Below are 15,476 nucleotides of genomic sequence, written 5' to 3'. Positions count from 1 at the left end.
CTCCTGTCGCGTCTCGCAAAGACGCGCGAGAGGCAAAAAGGTTCCAGGGTCGCGGATACCACCCTCTCGACCTCACCCGTGATTGATCATCACATGCCGAACGGCCGTATAGTCCTCCAGCGCATAGATCGACATGTCCTTGCCGTAGCCCGACTGCTTGACGCCGCCATGCGGCATCTCGTTGGTCAGCATGAAGTGCGTGTTGATCCAGGTGCAGCCATATTGCAGGCGCGAGGCCGCGGTCATCGCCTTGCCGATGTCCTTCGTCCAGACGGAGGAGGCGAGGCCGTAATCGCTGTCGTTCGCCCAGGTGATCGCCTGGTCGGCATCGGAGAAGCGCGTGACGGAGACGACGGGGCCGAACACCTCGCGGCGGACGATCTCGTCCTCCTGGGTGGCGCCGGCCACCACCGTCGGCTGGAAGAAGAAGCCGTCGTCGCTGCCGGCGTGGCCGCCGGTGGTGATCTCGATATGCTTCACGTCGGAGGCGCGCTCCACGAAGCTCGCCACGCGGTCGCGCTGGCGGCGCGAGATCAGCGGGCCGATCTCGTTCAGCGTGTCGTCGGGGTCGTTGTACCTGATGGTGGAGACGGCGGCGGAGAGGTCGGCGACCAGCTTCTCGTAGATGCCGTCCTGCGCATAGATGCGGCAGGCGGCCGTGCAGTCCTGGCCCGCATTGTAGTAGCCGAAGGCGCGCACGCCCGCGACGACCGCTTCCAGATCGGCATCGTCGAACACCACGACCGGCGCCTTGCCGCCGAGCTCCAGATGGGTGCGCTTCACGGTCTTGGCGGCGGCGGTCAGCACCTTCTTGCCGGTGGCGATGTCGCCGGTGATCGAGACCATGTTGATCTTGGGGTGATTGATCAGCGTGTTGCCCACCGTCTCGCCGCGGCCGAGCACGATGTTGACCACGCCTTCCGGCAGGATATCGGCAAGCAGCCTCGCCATTTTCAGCGCCGTCAGCGGCGTCTGTTCGGAGGGCTTGAAGACGACGGTGTTGCCGCCGGCAATGGCGGGCGCGAGCTTCCAGGCCATCATCATCAGCGGATAGTTCCACGGCGCGATCGAGCCGACGATGCCGATGGGGTCGCGGCGCACCATCGAGGTGAAGCCGGGCAGGTACTCGGCGGCAACCGGCGCCTGCAGCGAGCGGATGGCGCCGGCGAAGAAGCGCCAGCAGTCGACGATGGCGGGCAGCTCGTCGTTGCGGGCGGCGTTGATCGGCTTGCCGCAATTCAGCGCTTCGAGTGCCGCGAAGGCGTCGGCATCCTTCTCGATGGCATCGGCGATCTTCAGGAGATAGGCGGAGCGCTCGCCGGGCGTCGTCTTCGCCCAGGAGACGAACGCCTTTTCGGCAGCGTCGACGGCGGCGTCGATCTGCGCGTGGGAGGCCTCCGGCAGGTCGACGATCTTGCCGCCGGTCTTCGGGTTCAGGATATGCTCTTCCGCCTCGGTGCCGGCTTCGAAACGCGCGCCGATCAGCATCTGGGTGTCCATGGCATGTTCTCCGTTGTTGACGGAGCGAATCGCGAATGGCGAGTAGCGAATAGGATTACCGGATATGCAGTCTGGAAGTCCCTATTCGCTATTCGCCACTCCCTGTTCGCTCAGATTCACTTCCCGCCGCCGGCGACCTGGTCGCCGTCGCGGGTGAGGTAGTAGGCGCCGAGGATCGGCAGGAAGGTGACGATGACGACGACCATGGCGACGACATTGGTCACCGGGCGCTGGCGCGGCCGCACCAGTTCCTCCAGCATCCAGATCGGCAGGGTCGATTGCTGGCCGGCGGTAAAGGTCGTCACGATCACCTCGTCGAAGGACAGCGCGAAGGCGAGCATGCCGCCGGCCAGAAGTGCCGTGCCGATATTCGGCAGGATGATGTAGCGGAAGGTCTGGAAGCTGTCGGCGCCGAGATCCATCGAGGCCTCGATCAGCGAGCCGGAGACGCGCCGGAAGCGGGCCACCGCATTGTTGTAGACGACCACGACGCAGAAGGTCGCGTGGCCGAGCACGATGGTCCAGAAGGAGAAGGGGATTTCCGCAAAGGAGAAGGCCGAGCGCAGCGCGATGCCGGTGATGATGCCGGGCAGCGCGATGGGCAGGATGACGAGCAGCGAGATCGTCTCGCGGCCGAAGAACTTGGTGCGGGAAACGGCGGCGGCGCAGAGCGTGCCGAGCACCAGGGCGATGGCCGTCGAGATCGCGGCAACACGCACGGAAAGCCCGAGCGCCTCCCACACGTCCGGCCGGTTCCAGGTGACGGCGAACCATTTGAGCGTCAGCCCCGGTGGCGGGAACTGGTAGCTCTTCTCCTCCGTGGTGAAGGCATAGAGGAAGATCAGCAGGATCGGCAGATGCAGGAAGGCAAGGCCGGCGCCGGCGGCGATCTTCAGGCCGAGGGGTGCGGACGTGTTTTGGTCAGAGCGCATCGAAGGCTCCCTGTCGCTTGGCCATCCACAGATAGAGGCCCATGATGACGATCGGCACGACGGAGAAGGCGGCCGCCAGCGGGATGTTGCCGGCCGTGCCCTGCTGGGCATAGACCGCCTGGCCGATGAAGAGCCGCGACGAGCCGATGATCTGCGGGATGATGTAGTCGCCGAGCGTCAGCGAGAAGGTGAAGATCGAACCGGCGATGATGCCGGGCAGGGCCAGCGGAAACAGCACGAAGCGGAAGGTCTGCGCCGGGTTGCCGCCAAGATCGGCCGAGGCCTCGATCAGGTTGCCCGGCACGCGCTCCAGCGCCGCCTGGATCGGCAGGATCATGAAGGGCATCCAGACATAGATGAAGACGATGAAGGTGCCGGTATAGCTGATCGACAGCGAGGACCCGCCGACCACCGGCAGCGCCAGCCAGGCATCGAGCAGCCACAGCAGGTGCAGCTTGGCGAGGAACCAGGTGAGGATGCCCTCCTTCGCCAGGATCAGCTTCCAGGCATAGATCTTGACGAGGTAGCTCGACCACAGCGGCAGCATCACGCCGAGATAGAAGATCACCTTCCATTTTCCCCTGGCGTAGCGTGCCGCGTAATAGGCGATGGGGAAGGCGATGACGGCGGAGGCGAGGGTCACCATCACGGCCATGACGACGGTGCGCAGGATGATGTCGAAATTCGACGGGATGAGCAGCTGCCTGTAGGTGGAGAGCGTGAACTCGTAGTTGATCAGCCCGGAAAAGTCGTCGATCGAGAAGAAACTCTGCAACAGCAGCGCGATCAGCGAGCCGAGATAGATGATGCCGAGCCACAGAAGCGGCGGCGTCAGCATCAGGAGCAGCAGTATCCCGGGTTTGCGCCAGAAGAGGTCGGAGAGCCGGCCGGCAAGGCCGCCGCGGCGCGCGAGGATGGAGGTGTCGGCGACCGTGCTCATCACGCGCCATCCATCGTATGCAGGTCTTCCGGCAGGAAGGAGAGCGTGACCATCTCGCCCTGCGCCGGCACTGCGACGGCGGCGGGCAGCATGGCGGCGATGCGGGTGCCGTTGGCGTCGACCGTCACGCGGTTGGCGGCGCCGAGGAAGCTTGCGGCGGTAACGCGGCCGGAGACATGCTTGCGGCCGGGGCCGTCGCCGAGCGCGATCGCCTCGGGCCGAAGGCTGGCATGGTGGCGGCCGAAGCCGAGCATGTCGACGAAATCGGGCGGCAGCACGTTGGACGAGCCGACGAAATCGGCGACGAAGCGCGTCGCCGGGCGCTTGTAGACCTCTTCCGGCGTGCCGAGCTGCTGGATCTTTCCGTCGTTGAAGACGGCGATGCGGTCGGCCATGGAAAGCGCCTCGCCCTGGTCGTGGGTCACGAAGACGAAGGTTATGCCGAGCGATTTCTGCAGGGCCTTCAGCTCTTCCTGCATCTGCTCGCGCAGCTTGAGGTCGAGCGCGCCGAGCGGTTCGTCGAGCAGCAGCACGCGGGGGCGGTTGACCAGCGCGCGCGCCAGCGCCACGCGCTGCCGCTGGCCGCCGGAAAGCTGGCCGGGCCGGCGCGTGCCGTAGCCGGGCAGCTTCACCATGGCGAGCGCCTCTTCGGCGGCCTTCAGCCGTTCGGCCTTGCCGACACCCTTGACCATCAGCCCGTAGGCGACGTTTTCGAGGATCGAGAGATGCGGGAAGAGGGCATAGTCCTGGAACACCGTGTTGACGTTGCGCCGGTAGGGCGGCACGCCCTCGGCCGTCTCGCCGAAGATCTCGATATGCCCCGCCGTCGGCTGCTCGAAACCGGCCATCAGGCGCAGGCAGGTCGTCTTGCCGGAGCCTGATGGACCGAGCATCGCGAAGAACTCACCCTCGGCGATGGCGAGGTCCACGCTGTCGACGGCGCGCACGGCGCCGAAATGGCGGGACACTTGCTGGAACAGGACGGCGGTCATGGAGGCTCCCGGTGGTTTTGGACGATGGGCGAAACGTCCATCGCGTGGAGATCATGGGCAGGAAAACGGCGCAGCTATCCGATCTCCAAAAGAATTGGGGCGTAGCATACGGAACTGTGAGGGCCGTTTTGCCTCCTTCTCCCCCGCGGGGAGAAGGTCGCGGCAGCGGGATGAGGGGGTGGCGCAGACGACCGACGTCGTGCAAGCCCCCTCATCCGACCCTTCGGGCCACCTTCTCCCCGCAGGGGAGAAGGAAAGAACAGCATCGCCGTACCTCTTCAATCGCCCGCTTTTCGCGGAGGAGATCGAGAGAGGACGTGCTCACCGCCCGCCGATCACGCCGATATAGTCGGAGACCCAGCGGTGGTAGGGCACGCATTCGCCCTGGCTTTCGCACTTGGTGACCGGCGTGCGCCAGAAGTGGATCTTGTCGAAGTTGTCGAAGCCGTTGGTCGCGCACCCTTCGTCGGTGAGCAGCGCATTGCCCTTGCAGGCCGCAGGCACCGAGGGAACCGCGCCGAACCAGGCGGCGGCGTCGCCCTGCACCTTTGATGACAGCGAGTGTTCCATCCACATATAGGCGCAGTTCGGGTGCTGGCTTTCGGCATGCAGCATGGTCGTGTCCGACCAGCCCGTGACACCCTCTTCCGGGAAGGTCGAGGCGATCGGCTGGCCTTCGGCCTTCATCAGGTTGACCTGGAACGGCCAGGAGCCCGAGGCGACGACACCTTCGTTCTTGAAGTCGTCGATCTGGATCATGGCGTCGTGCCAGTAGCGGCCCACCAGCGTGCGCTGCACGCGCAGGAGGTCGAGCGCCGCCTTGTACTGGTCCTCGTTCAGCTCGTAGGGATCCTTGATGCCGAGTTCCGGCTTGTGCGCCATCAGGTACTGCGCGGCGTCGGCGATGTGGATCGGGCCGTCATAGGCCTGCACGCGGCCCTTGTTGGACTTGCCGTCCGGCAGCGTCATCTCCTCGAAGACGACCTTCCAGCTCTTCGGCGCCTCGCCCTTGAAGGCTTCCGTGTTGTACATCAGCACGTTCGGGCCCCAGAGATAGGGGGTGCCGTAATGCACGCCGTTCACCGTGTGCCACGGCGCGTTCTGCAGGCGCTCGTCGATGGTCTTCCAGCTCGGGATGAGGTCGGTGTTGATCGGCTGGACGCGCTTGCCGGCGACGAGCCGGAGCGAGGCGTCGCCGGAGGCCGTGACGAGGTCGAAGCCGCCTTCGTTCATCAGCGCGACCATCTCGTCGGATGTCGCGGCGGTCTTCACCGTCACTTTGCAGCTCGTCTTCTTTTCGAAATCGGTGACCCAGTCATAGGCCTTATCCGTCTCGCCGCGCTCGATATAGCCGGCCCAGGCGACGATCGATACCTCGCCTTCGCCCGCTCCAAGCGCCTTCAGCGGCTCCTGGGCGACGGCGGATGTGACGAAGGCGAGCGAAAGGGTAAGCGCGGTGCAGGAATGCAGAAGTCGCGTCATGACAGTCTCCCGGTTTGGTCCGCATTCAGCGGTATTGTTCCCGGCGGAAAAGGTGCCGCGCTTTCGTCGCTTTCGCAAATTCATTAATCAGAATGTCGGTATCGGAAATTCCGAAATCGCTGAGGGGTACGCATTCGAGGTGATGGCATAGGAGGTGCGTGCGGAGCCATGGATCCTCGGGTCTAGCCCGAGGATGACGGAGGGGAGGTGCTGATTACCCGTCGATGCTATGTGCTGCGGCAAGCGGCTGCGTCGCTTTGAACTTGCCCTTCTCTTCCGCCATGGAAGGGAGATGTCGATTTCCCGCTCGTGTAACGGTACGGCAGACGGTGCGCTGCTTTTCCCTCGACTTCTCTTCTGGCGTCATCCTCGGGCTCGACCCGAGGACCCACAGCCGCATGCGCCGCCGTCCTCGCCGCCCCTCATCCGGGGACGTAAACGTATCGCGCCCGCTGATTTCCCTGCGAAATCCGCTTCCAATTTCCCCGCCGTCTCCAGCCATGCCTACAATCCTCTCATCCCGCCCTCGGATACACCGCAAGGCGTTGCGGCGAGGCGGGGTCGGCGCGGGGCTTGGGGGGATGACGCGAAACCTCATGCACCGGGCCTGCGGAAAATGGTCTCCCTCCGGCGACACGGGGGAAGCGGCGGGATGTCGGACCGATCCTGTCGTTTCATGCCCCGAACGGCGCGCCGGGCGTGCCTGTGCGGCACACAAGGGGATCGGGATTGGCGGATGCGTCGGCATCGTCCGCCGGCATGGAGAAAGGCCGGGAGGTGGAGACACCTTCCACGGAGCGCCAAGGCGTGTGCTCCGGTTGTCAAACGGCACTGCCCATTCCGGAAACCGGCGAAGGACACCGCCTTTTCGATCCTTGCAGAGAGACCGGAGTTGCGGGCAAAAACCGCCGAACGGGGCGCCGGAAGGTGTCACCTATTCATTCTCAGTCGAGGCAGCTTCCGGCGCCCCGTCCGACATCTTTCGACACCCGGTGCGCCCGCACGCGGGTCCGTCACCGCATGCCGTGAAGGCCGCTACCGTCCGCGCCCGCTTCTGAGCGCCTCGGCCAGTCCCACGAAGTCGCGCGCGGCCTGCGGCATGCCGGAGCCCTTGCGCCAGACCATGCCGATCTGCACCACGGGCAGGGCGCCGGAGACGTCGCGGCTTTCGATGCGGTCGCCTTCCAGCGACCAGGGGCGATAGACGAGGTCGGGCAGAAGCGCGATGCCGGCGCCCGTCGCCACGAGGCTGCGCACCGCCTCCACCGAGCGTGTGCGGAAGGCGACATGCGGGCGCGCGCCGAGTGCGGAGAGAAGCTTGCCGGTATTCTCCTCGATTTCATCCACCGTCAGCATGATCAGCGGTTCCCTGGAAATATCGCTGACGGAGATGATGTCGGCCGAAACGAGCGGATGGCCGATCGGCAGCCACAGCCGATAGGGCGATGTCTCGATGATCTCGGCCTGCAAGGCCATGCGGTCGCGCAGGTTGGAGATGACCATCACCGCCACGTCCAGCTCGCCGCCCACCAGGAGATGTTCGAGATAGGAGCCGTTGTCCTCGATGGCGCTCACCTCGATGCCGGGAAAGGCGCGGCGGTAGCGCGAGAGCAGATCGGAGAGCACGTAGCCGGCGACGAGCGAGGTCACGCCGAGATTGAGCTTGCCCCGCTCGGGCGTGCGGTTGTCGGAGAAGGAGCGGCGCGCATCCGAAACGTCGGCAAGGATCTTCGTGGCGTGGCGCAGGAACTGGTGGCCGTTATGCGTCGTGGTCAGCCCGCGCGGATGACGGTCGAAAAGCTCCACGCCGAGATCCGATTCGAGCTCCTTGATCGCCTCGGTGATCGAGGATTGCGAGATCGACAGGTTCTGCGCCGCGCGCGTTACAGAGCCCTGTTCCGCGACGGCGACGAAGTACTGCAATTGCCGGAAGGTGAAAGCCATGGCCGCGAGTTAATACGGCCGGCATCGGCGGCGCAAGGCGCCTCGTCATTGTACACATCGCCGTTGCGCCCGATGCATTCCCCTGCACCCTTTCCTGCGATAAGCTTTGGAAAGAGACTGCGACAGGAGAGACCATGCCGCCCTTCGAGACATTGCTAGCGTTTTTCCTGACCACGGCGGTCTTCGCCTATGTGCCGGGCCCGGCCATGCTCTATGCGACGGCGCAGACCATCGCGCGCGGCCGCTGGTCGGGGCTGATGGCGACCCTCGGCATCCACCTTGGCGGCTATGCGCATGTCATCGCCGCCGCGGCCGGCCTTTCGGCGCTCTTCCATGCGGTGCCGTCGCTCTATCTGGCGGTCAAGCTTCTCGGCGCGCTCTATCTCGTCTGGCTCGGCATCCGCATGTTCCGCGCGCGGGTGGAGGCGCAGCCGGAGGTTTCGGCCGAGGACATGCGCAGGCGCGGCTGGCGCGCCTTTGCCGAAAGCGTCTCCGTCGAGGTGCTGAACCCCAAGACCGCGCTGTTCTTCCTGGCGTTCCTGCCGCAGTTCGTCGATCCCGCGGCCGCTTTGCCCGTGTGGATGCAGCTTTTCATCCTCGGCGCCGTGGTCAACCTGATGTTCACCTCCGCCGATGTGGTCTGCGTGCTGCTGGCGGGCGCGCTCGCCACGCGGCTGAAGGGCTCGGCACGGGTGCAGAAGGGGCTGCAGCGCGCCGGCGGAACCATCCTCGTCGGGCTCGGGCTGAACCTTGCCCTGCAGAAAAGCTGAGCGGGGCCGGGATGAGCGAACGCCCCATGCCGAGCGAGGAAGGCATCCTCGCCTTTCACAAGCGCTGCGAGGATTTCTATCCGGCCGATGCCGTGGATGCGGATATCGTCCAGCAGCGCGCCTGGTACGATGCGCTCTGCGCCGCCTTCGATGCGCCGGCGCCCGCGGGCATGATCAAGCAGGATGGCATGGTGGCCGGCCGCATTCCCGTGCGCCGCTACCGGCCGGCGGCGGTCACCACCGATACGCGGCTGTTCTACATCCATGGCGGCGGCTTCGTCGTGGGCTCGCTCGACAGCCATGATGCGATCTGCGCGGAGATAGCGGAGGCGGCCGGGGCGGAACTTCTCGCCGTCGACTACCGTCTTTCGCCCGAGCATGTCTGGCCCGCCGCCTTCGAGGATTGCTGGGCGGTGCTTGTCGATCTGCTTTTGAAGCCGGGCGGCATCGTCGTCATCGGCGACAGCGCGGGCGGCAATCTGGCGGCCGGCATCGTCATGAAGGCGCGCGACGAGGGGCTGAAGGGCATCGTCGGGCAGGCGCTGGTCTATCCCGGCCTCGGCGGCGATCTCGTCTCCGGCTCCTATGTCGAGATGGCCGAGGCGCCGGGGCTGACGACGGCCGATGTCGCCTATTACCGCGATATCTACAAGGCGCCGGACGATGCGCCGCACGCTTTCCCCTTGCAGGCGCAGGACCTTTCCGGCCTGCCGGCCACGTTCATCACCGGCGCTTATTTCGATCCGCTGCGCGACGATGCGCGTGCCTATGCGGCGCGTCTTGCGCTGGCCGGCGTGCCCGTGGAATTCCGCGAGGAAAAGCAGATGATCCATGCCTGGCTGCGCGCCCGCTTCATGAGCGAGGGCGCGAAGGCCGGCTTTGCGGCGCTGTGCGATGCCGTGCGGCGGATGGCCCGGCCGTGAGCGGCGTCAGCGATCTTGCCGCGCTGATCGAAACGATGGAGCCGGTTCTTGTCGAGGGCCGTTTCGTCTATGCCAGCGTGCCGGCGGGTGAACTCGCTGATTATCTCGGACGTGCGCCGCTCGGCATGTTCCGCGAGCAGGAGGGCGTGACGCTGATCCTGCCGGCGGAGGCGGCCGCCGATCTCACCGTCAGCCCGCCCATGCGCATGATCACGCTGACCGTGCATTCCTCGCTTGCGGCCGTCGGCCTCACCGCCGCCTTCGCCACGGCGCTCACGGCCGAGGGCATCAGCGCGAACGTGGTTGCGGGCTACCATCACGACCATATATTCGTGCCCGAGCGGCAGGCCGAACAGGCGCTTGCCGCCCTGCGGGCGCTGTCCCGCCGGGCGCGTGAAAAGGGAGAAGCAGGATGATTCTATTGCGGTTTGCCGGTCTCGGCGTGGTTCTCGGGCTTTCGGCGCTCGCCCAGCCATCCTTCGCCAAGGACGCGGCGCCCATCCCGTCCTGCGCCATGTCCGGCTCCAAGAGCGTGTTCATCGGCGGCGCGCCGGCGCTGCGGCTGTCGGACGTGGTGAACTGCCCGCCGGAGCTTTACGAAATCGTGCCCAGCATCATGATCGAGGGGCAGCCCATGGTGAAATTCCGCTCCGGCGCCGGCGAAAAGGGCAACTGCACCGCAAGCGGCGAGGAGACCGTGATGGCCGAAGGCGGACAGACCAGCCGCCTCGGCGACGTCTCCTGCTCGCAGAATTGAGGGACATCAGGCCTCGGCGGTCCTGAAACGGAAACGGGCGGCCCGAAGGCCGCCCGCCTGGATCAGTTGCCGGCGCTTTCCATGCGCCGTGTCGACAGCACCTTTTCCAGCCAGCCGATCTCCATTTCGGGGACGGATTTGAGGAGAAGGTCGGTATAGTCGTCGAAGGGTGGTGCCAGCACCTTCGATTTCGGGCCGAAGCGCACGAGCTTGCCCCGGTGCATGACGGCCACGCTGTCGGCGATCGCGCGAACGATCGCGATGTCGTGGGTGATGAACATGTAGGAGACATGCGTCTCGTCCTGAAGCTTCAAAAGCAGCTTCAGGATGCCCTCGGCCACCAGCGGGTCGAGGGCCGAGGTCGGCTCGTCGCAGAGGATGAGCTCGGGCTGTGCGGCAAGTGCGCGGGCGATGGCGACGCGCTGCTTCTGGCCGCCGGACAGTTCGGCCGGGTAGCGGTCGGCAAAGCGGCCGCCCATCTCGATCTGCTCCAGCAGTTCCTTCACCCTCTCGGTCTTCTTCGCGCCGCGCAGGCCGTAATAGAAGGTGAGGGGTCGGCCGATGATGTCGCGCACCGTCTGGCGCGGGTTCATCGCGGTATCGGCCATCTGGTAGATCATCTGGATGCGGCGCAGCTGGTCGTTCGTCCGGCCCTTCAGCGCCTTGGGCAGCACGGTGCCGTCGAAGCTGATCGTGCCGTCCTGCGGCGGCAGGAGGCCGGTGATGACGCGGGCGAGCGTGGACTTGCCCGAACCGGATTCACCCACCACCGCCAGCGTCTGGCCCTTCGGCAGGTGCAGCGAGACGTTCTGCAGCACCTTGAAGCCGTTGGAATAGCCGGCGGTGATGTTTTCCACCTTCAGCAGCGTGTTCGTCTGGTCGGGCGCCTCGTCGCGGGCGGTGCCGCGCACATTGACGAGTGCGCGGGTATACTCCTCCTTCGGCGCCTCGATGATGTCCTTCACCGAGCCGTATTCCACCATCTTGCCATGCCGGAGCACGAGGATGTCGTCCGTGATCTGGGCGACGACGGCAAGGTCGTGGGTGATGTAGAGGGCGGCGGTGTTGGTCTCCTCGATGGCGTGCTTGATGGCGGCCAGCACATCGATCTGCGTCGTGACGTCCAGCGCGGTGGTCGGCTCGTCGAAGACGATGAGCTCGGGATTGGGGCAGAGCGCCATGGCGGTCATGGCACGCTGCAGCTGGCCCCCGGAGACCTGGTGCGGATAGCGCTGGCCGAAGGTTTCCGGGTTCGGCAGGCCGAGCACCTTGAACAGGTAGAGCGCCCGCTTTTCCGCTTCCGCACGGCTCATGATGCCGTGTTTCAGCGAGGCCTCGATGACCTGCTCGCCGAGCCGGTGGGCAGGGTTGAAGGCCGCGGCCGCCGACTGCGCGACGTAGCAGACCTTGGCGCCGCGCACCTTGCGGATGCCCGACGGCGAGAGTCTGAGGAGGTCTTCGCCGTTCAGCTTGACCTCGCCGCCGGTGATGCGCACCCCGCCGCGACCATAGGCGAGCGCGGTGAGCCCGATGGTCGACTTGCCGGCGCCGGATTCGCCGATGAGGCCGAGGACCTTGCCTTTCTGGACGTCGAAGTTGACGCCTTCGACAAGGGTGACGGTCCGCGGCGCTTCGCCGGGCGGGTAGCTGGTGGCCTCGATCTTGAGGTTTCGGACGGACAGAAGATCAGGCATCGCCGCGCCCTCCCTTGAGGCTGGAGGTTCGTTTCATCAGCCAGTCGACGACGAGGTTGACGCAGATGGCCAATGCCGCAATCGCCCCGCCCGGAATGAGGGCGGCGGAAATGCCGAAGATGATGCCGTCCTTGTTGTCCTTGACCATGCCGCCCCAGTCGGCGGCCGGCGGCTGGATGCCGAGGCCGAGGAAGGAGAGCGTGGACAGGAACAGGATCGAGAAGGCGAAGCGCAGGCCGAATTCGGCCAGGAGCGGCGACAGCGTGTTGGGCAGGATTTCCTTGAAGATGATCCAGCCCGTGCCTTCACCGCGCAGCCGCGCGGCCTCGACAAATTCCATGACGGCGACGTCGAGCGCCACGGCGCGGCCGATGCGGTAGACGCGGGTGGAATCCAGGATCGCCATGACGAGGATGAGGATCCAGAGCTGCTGCGGCAGGACGGCCAGAACGACGAGGGCGAAGATCAGCGTGGGGATCGCCATCATCAGGTCGTTGAAGCGCGAGAAGATCTGGTCGATGAACCCGCCCGTCACCGCCGCGATGAACGACAGCAGCATGCCGAGCGAGAAGGAAAGCACGGTCGCCGCCAGCGCCACGAAGATGGTGGTGCGGGCGCCGAAGATCAGGCGCGAGAAGAGATCGCGTCCGAGGTTGTCGGTGCCGAGCAGGTACTGGCCACCCATCGGCTCCCAGACGGAACCGACGATCTGGCTTTCGCTGTAGGGCGCGATGAGGGGGGCGAAGATGGCGCAGAACAGGGCAAGCGCAATGCCCAGGATGCCGATCCACGCGCTGACGGGAATGGAGCTTAGTCTCATCGCGGATGCCTCAATCTGGGGTTCGCGATGATCGCAAGGATATCGGCGAACATGTTGAGGAAGATGTAGAAGGCGGCGAAGATCAGGCCGCAGGCCTGGACCACGGGCATGTCGCGCACCGTCACGGCGTCGACCATGTACTGGCCCATGCCGGGATAGACGAACACCACCTCCACCACGACGACGCCGACCACGAGATAGGCGAGGTTGAGCGCGATGACGTTGATGACGGGGGCGACCGCGTTGGGCGCCGCATGCTTTGCGATGATGCGCAGGCTGGACAGGCCCTTGAGCTCCGCCGTCTCGACATAGGCCGAGGACATCACGTTGAGGATCGCCGCGCGTGTCATGCGCATCATATGGGCGAGGACCACGAGCACGAGCGTCGCCGTGGGCAGGGCGATGGCCGACAGCCGCTGGCCGAAGGTCATGGATTCATAGACCGTCGCAGGGAAGGTCGCGACCCCCATCTGCACGGCGAAGAACAGGATCAGCAGGTAGCCGACGAAGAACTCCGGCAGCGAGATCGCCGCCAGCGAGACGACGTTGATGATCTTGTCAGGCAGGCGGTTTCGGTATTGCACCGCCAGCATGCCGAGCCCCACGGCAAGCGGCACCGATATGATGGCCGCGAAGAAGGCGAGGAAGAGGGAGTTGCCGAGGCGCTTGCCGATCTGCTCGCTCACGGAGTTACGCGAGGCCCAGGATGTGCCGAAATCGCCCTGCAGCGCGCCGCCGAGCCACTGGAAGTAGCGCGTGGTGGCGGACTGGTCGAGGCCGAGTTCCTTGCGGATGTTCTCCACCGCCTGCGGTGTTGCGGACTGGCCGAGATAGGTCGTGGCGAAATCGCCCGGCAAGGCTTCCACGCCCCCGAAGATCATCAGGGACACGGCGAAGAGCAAGGCCACGCTGAGGGCGAGGCGTTGCGTGATCAGGGCCGCGAGCGGGCTGCTCTTGGCGAATTTCGCCCAGATGGACGGCCTGGCTTCGACAAAAGGGGTTCCAGAGGACGCAACCGACCCGGCAGCGCCGGCAGACTGCGGGCTATCGCCCGCAGCCGCCGTTGCCGTCAGTTCCGGACCGTGCGCCGGTCCGCCGCCGGTCATCAGGCTTCGAGCCACACGCGGGTGGCGACATAGCCGTTCGACATGTCGTTGCCGATGTCGTGCACGTAGCCCTTCACGCTCTTGCTGGAGGCGTTCACGAAGTCGTTGAACATCGGCAGGATCAGGCCGCCTTCGTCACGCACCATCATGGCCATGGTGCGGTACATCTCCTTGCGCTTGGCCTCGTCGAGTTCCGAACGCGCCTCAAGCAGCAGCTTGTCGAAGTCTTCGCGCTGGAAGCGCGTGTCGTTCCAGTCGGCCGTCGAGAGATAGGCGGTGGAGTACATCTGGTCCTGGGTCGGGCGGCCGCCCCAGTAGGAGGTCGAGAAGGGCTGGACGTTCCAGACGTTCGACCAGTAGCCGTCGCCCGGCTCGCGCTTCACCTCGATATCGATGCCGGCCTTCTTGGCGCTCTCCTGGTAGAGGACCGCCGCATCGACGGCGCCGGGGAAGGCGACGTCGGAGGTGCGCAGCAGGACGGAGCCGCTGTGACCCGACTTCTTGTAGTGGAAGGCGGCCTTGTCCGGATCGTAGGCACGCTGTTCGATGCCTTCGGGGAAGAGGGCGTAGGTCTCGTTGATCGGGAAGTCGTTGCCGACCTTGCCGTAACCGCCGAGCACCTTCTCCAGCATGGTCTCGCGATCCATCGCGTATTTCAGGGCCATGCGCAGGTCGTTGTTGTCGAACGGCGCCGTGTTGCAATGCATGATGAACACGTAGTGGCCGCGGCCGGAGGTGGAGAGGATATCCACGGTCGGTGCGCGCTTCAGGAGGTCCACGGTCTTCGGGCTGACGCGGTTGATGTAGTGGACCTGGCCGGAGGACAGCGCGGCGATACGGGCGGTGGCGTCGTTCATCGCGATCATTTCGACCGTGTCGACATAGCCGCGGTCCTGGCGCCAGTCATCCTTGTTGCGCTCGAAGGTGGCGCGCACGCCCGCCTCGAAGTTCACGACCTTGTAGGGGCCGGTGCCGATCATGGCGTTCGGATCGTCCAGGCCGCCATTCGGCTGGATGATCAGGTGGTAATCGGTCAGAAGGAGCGGCAGGTCGGCATTGCCTTCCGACAGGACGAGCACGAGCTTGTCGCCGTCGGCCTTGATTTCCTTGATCGACTTCATGACGCCGAGCGCGCCCGACTCCGATTTCTCGTCGGTGTGGCGCTGCAGGGTCTTGATGACGTCGTCGACGGTCAGTTCCTTGCCGTCGTGGAACTTCACGCCCTTGCGGATGGTGAAGGTCCAGGTGGCGGCGTCGGCGGACGGCTCCCAGGATTCGGCAAGGGCCGGAACGGGCTGGCCGGTCAGCGGCTCGGATTCGACGAGCATGTCGCCCCAGTTGCGACCGACGACGAACATGAACTGCGACAGCGCTTTGGCGGGATCCTTCGAGTCGGTGGCGGCAGCGCCTTCCAGGCCGAGCTTCAGGTTGCCGCCGCGCTTGGGCTCCTGCGCGCGGGCTGCGGTGTCGAACATCGTGCCGGCGGCGGCAAGCGTGATGCCGAAGGCCGCGGTGCGGCCGAGGAACTCGCGGCGGTTCATCTTGCCGAGCGTGACCTGGCTCGTGAGGTATTTGGTGTAATCAGTCATTCCCCTGTTCCCTTTGCTGTGCTCGTG

At 65.5% G+C, this 15,476-nt stretch carries 14 protein-coding genes; 4 read left to right on the top strand and 10 right to left on the bottom strand.

Going from position 1 to position 15,476, the window contains the following annotated elements:
- Nucleotides 1-72: 72 nt before the first annotated feature.
- The 6 genes from GR158_RS01855 to GR158_RS01830 all read right to left on the bottom strand — a co-directional run bounded on the left by GR158_RS01855 (nt 73) and on the right by GR158_RS01830 (nt 7,790).
- Nucleotides 73-1,500: a gamma-aminobutyraldehyde dehydrogenase gene (locus GR158_RS01855; protein WP_160869594.1), complete on the bottom strand. Its 1,428-nt coding sequence runs from the start codon at nt 1,498-1,500 to the stop codon at nt 73-75.
- Nucleotides 1,501-1,616: 116 nt separating this feature from the next.
- Nucleotides 1,617-2,432 (bottom strand): ABC transporter permease, encoded by an 816-nt coding sequence (locus tag GR158_RS01850; protein ID WP_160869592.1) that lies wholly within the window; start codon nt 2,430-2,432, stop codon nt 1,617-1,619.
- Entirely contained in the window at nt 2,422-3,372 is a 951-nt protein-coding gene (locus tag GR158_RS01845; RefSeq protein ID WP_134647234.1) for an ABC transporter permease, read from the bottom strand. Before GR158_RS01845 ends, GR158_RS01850 begins: the two co-directional genes overlap by 11 nt.
- Nucleotides 3,372-4,364 (bottom strand): ABC transporter ATP-binding protein, encoded by a 993-nt coding sequence (locus GR158_RS01840; RefSeq protein WP_160869590.1) that lies wholly within the window; start codon nt 4,362-4,364, stop codon nt 3,372-3,374. The genes GR158_RS01845 and GR158_RS01840 overlap by 1 nt, the downstream gene beginning before the upstream one ends.
- A 321-nt stretch (nt 4,365-4,685) precedes the next feature.
- Nucleotides 4,686-5,846 (bottom strand): ABC transporter substrate-binding protein, encoded by a 1,161-nt coding sequence (locus GR158_RS01835; protein ID WP_160869588.1) that lies wholly within the window; start codon nt 5,844-5,846, stop codon nt 4,686-4,688.
- Between the two features lie 1,035 nt (nt 5,847-6,881).
- The gene (locus GR158_RS01830; protein WP_134651242.1) at nt 6,882-7,790 is read right to left on the bottom strand and encodes a LysR family transcriptional regulator; all 909 of its coding nucleotides are present in this window, start codon (nt 7,788-7,790) and stop codon (nt 6,882-6,884) included.
- A gap of 134 nt (nt 7,791-7,924) precedes the next feature.
- Between GR158_RS01830 and GR158_RS01825 the strand changes: the two genes are divergently transcribed.
- From GR158_RS01825 to GR158_RS01810, 4 genes are read left to right on the top strand one after another with little or no spacing between them, the layout of a single operon-like run.
- On the top strand, nt 7,925-8,560 hold the full coding sequence (locus GR158_RS01825; protein WP_160869586.1) for a LysE family translocator: 636 nt from the start codon (nt 7,925-7,927) through the stop codon (nt 8,558-8,560).
- 11 nt (nt 8,561-8,571) lie between these two features.
- Nucleotides 8,572-9,483 (top strand): alpha/beta hydrolase, encoded by a 912-nt coding sequence (locus tag GR158_RS01820; RefSeq protein WP_160869584.1) that lies wholly within the window; start codon nt 8,572-8,574, stop codon nt 9,481-9,483.
- Entirely contained in the window at nt 9,480-9,899 is a 420-nt protein-coding gene (locus tag GR158_RS01815; protein ID WP_160869582.1) for an ACT domain-containing protein, read from the top strand. Before GR158_RS01820 ends, GR158_RS01815 begins: the two co-directional genes overlap by 4 nt.
- Complete coding sequence (locus tag GR158_RS01810) at nt 9,896-10,240, top strand: PAAR domain-containing protein (protein WP_134651234.1); 345 nt, start codon at nt 9,896-9,898, stop codon at nt 10,238-10,240. The genes GR158_RS01815 and GR158_RS01810 overlap by 4 nt, the downstream gene beginning before the upstream one ends.
- Nucleotides 10,241-10,302: 62 nt before the next feature.
- Here GR158_RS01810 and GR158_RS01805 read toward each other — a convergent pair whose 3' ends face one another.
- The 4 genes from GR158_RS01805 to GR158_RS01790 are packed head-to-tail and all read right to left on the bottom strand — an operon-like array spanning nt 10,303 to nt 15,449.
- Nucleotides 10,303-11,934: an ABC transporter ATP-binding protein gene (locus GR158_RS01805; protein WP_134651232.1), complete on the bottom strand. Its 1,632-nt coding sequence runs from the start codon at nt 11,932-11,934 to the stop codon at nt 10,303-10,305.
- On the bottom strand, nt 11,927-12,754 hold the full coding sequence (locus GR158_RS01800) for an ABC transporter permease (RefSeq protein ID WP_134651230.1): 828 nt from the start codon (nt 12,752-12,754) through the stop codon (nt 11,927-11,929). Before GR158_RS01800 ends, GR158_RS01805 begins: the two co-directional genes overlap by 8 nt.
- Entirely contained in the window at nt 12,751-13,860 is a 1,110-nt protein-coding gene (locus GR158_RS01795; protein ID WP_160869580.1) for an ABC transporter permease, read from the bottom strand. Before GR158_RS01795 ends, GR158_RS01800 begins: the two co-directional genes overlap by 4 nt.
- Complete coding sequence (locus GR158_RS01790; RefSeq protein ID WP_134651227.1) at nt 13,860-15,449, bottom strand: ABC transporter substrate-binding protein; 1,590 nt, start codon at nt 15,447-15,449, stop codon at nt 13,860-13,862. Before GR158_RS01790 ends, GR158_RS01795 begins: the two co-directional genes overlap by 1 nt.
- Nucleotides 15,450-15,476: the final 27 nt, after the last annotated feature.

Source organism: Shinella sp. AETb1-6 (assembly GCF_009826875.1).
In the GTDB taxonomy this organism is placed as follows: Bacteria; Pseudomonadota; Alphaproteobacteria; order Rhizobiales; family Rhizobiaceae; genus Shinella; species Shinella sumterensis.
This window is presented reverse-complemented; position numbering and strand designations above follow the sequence as displayed.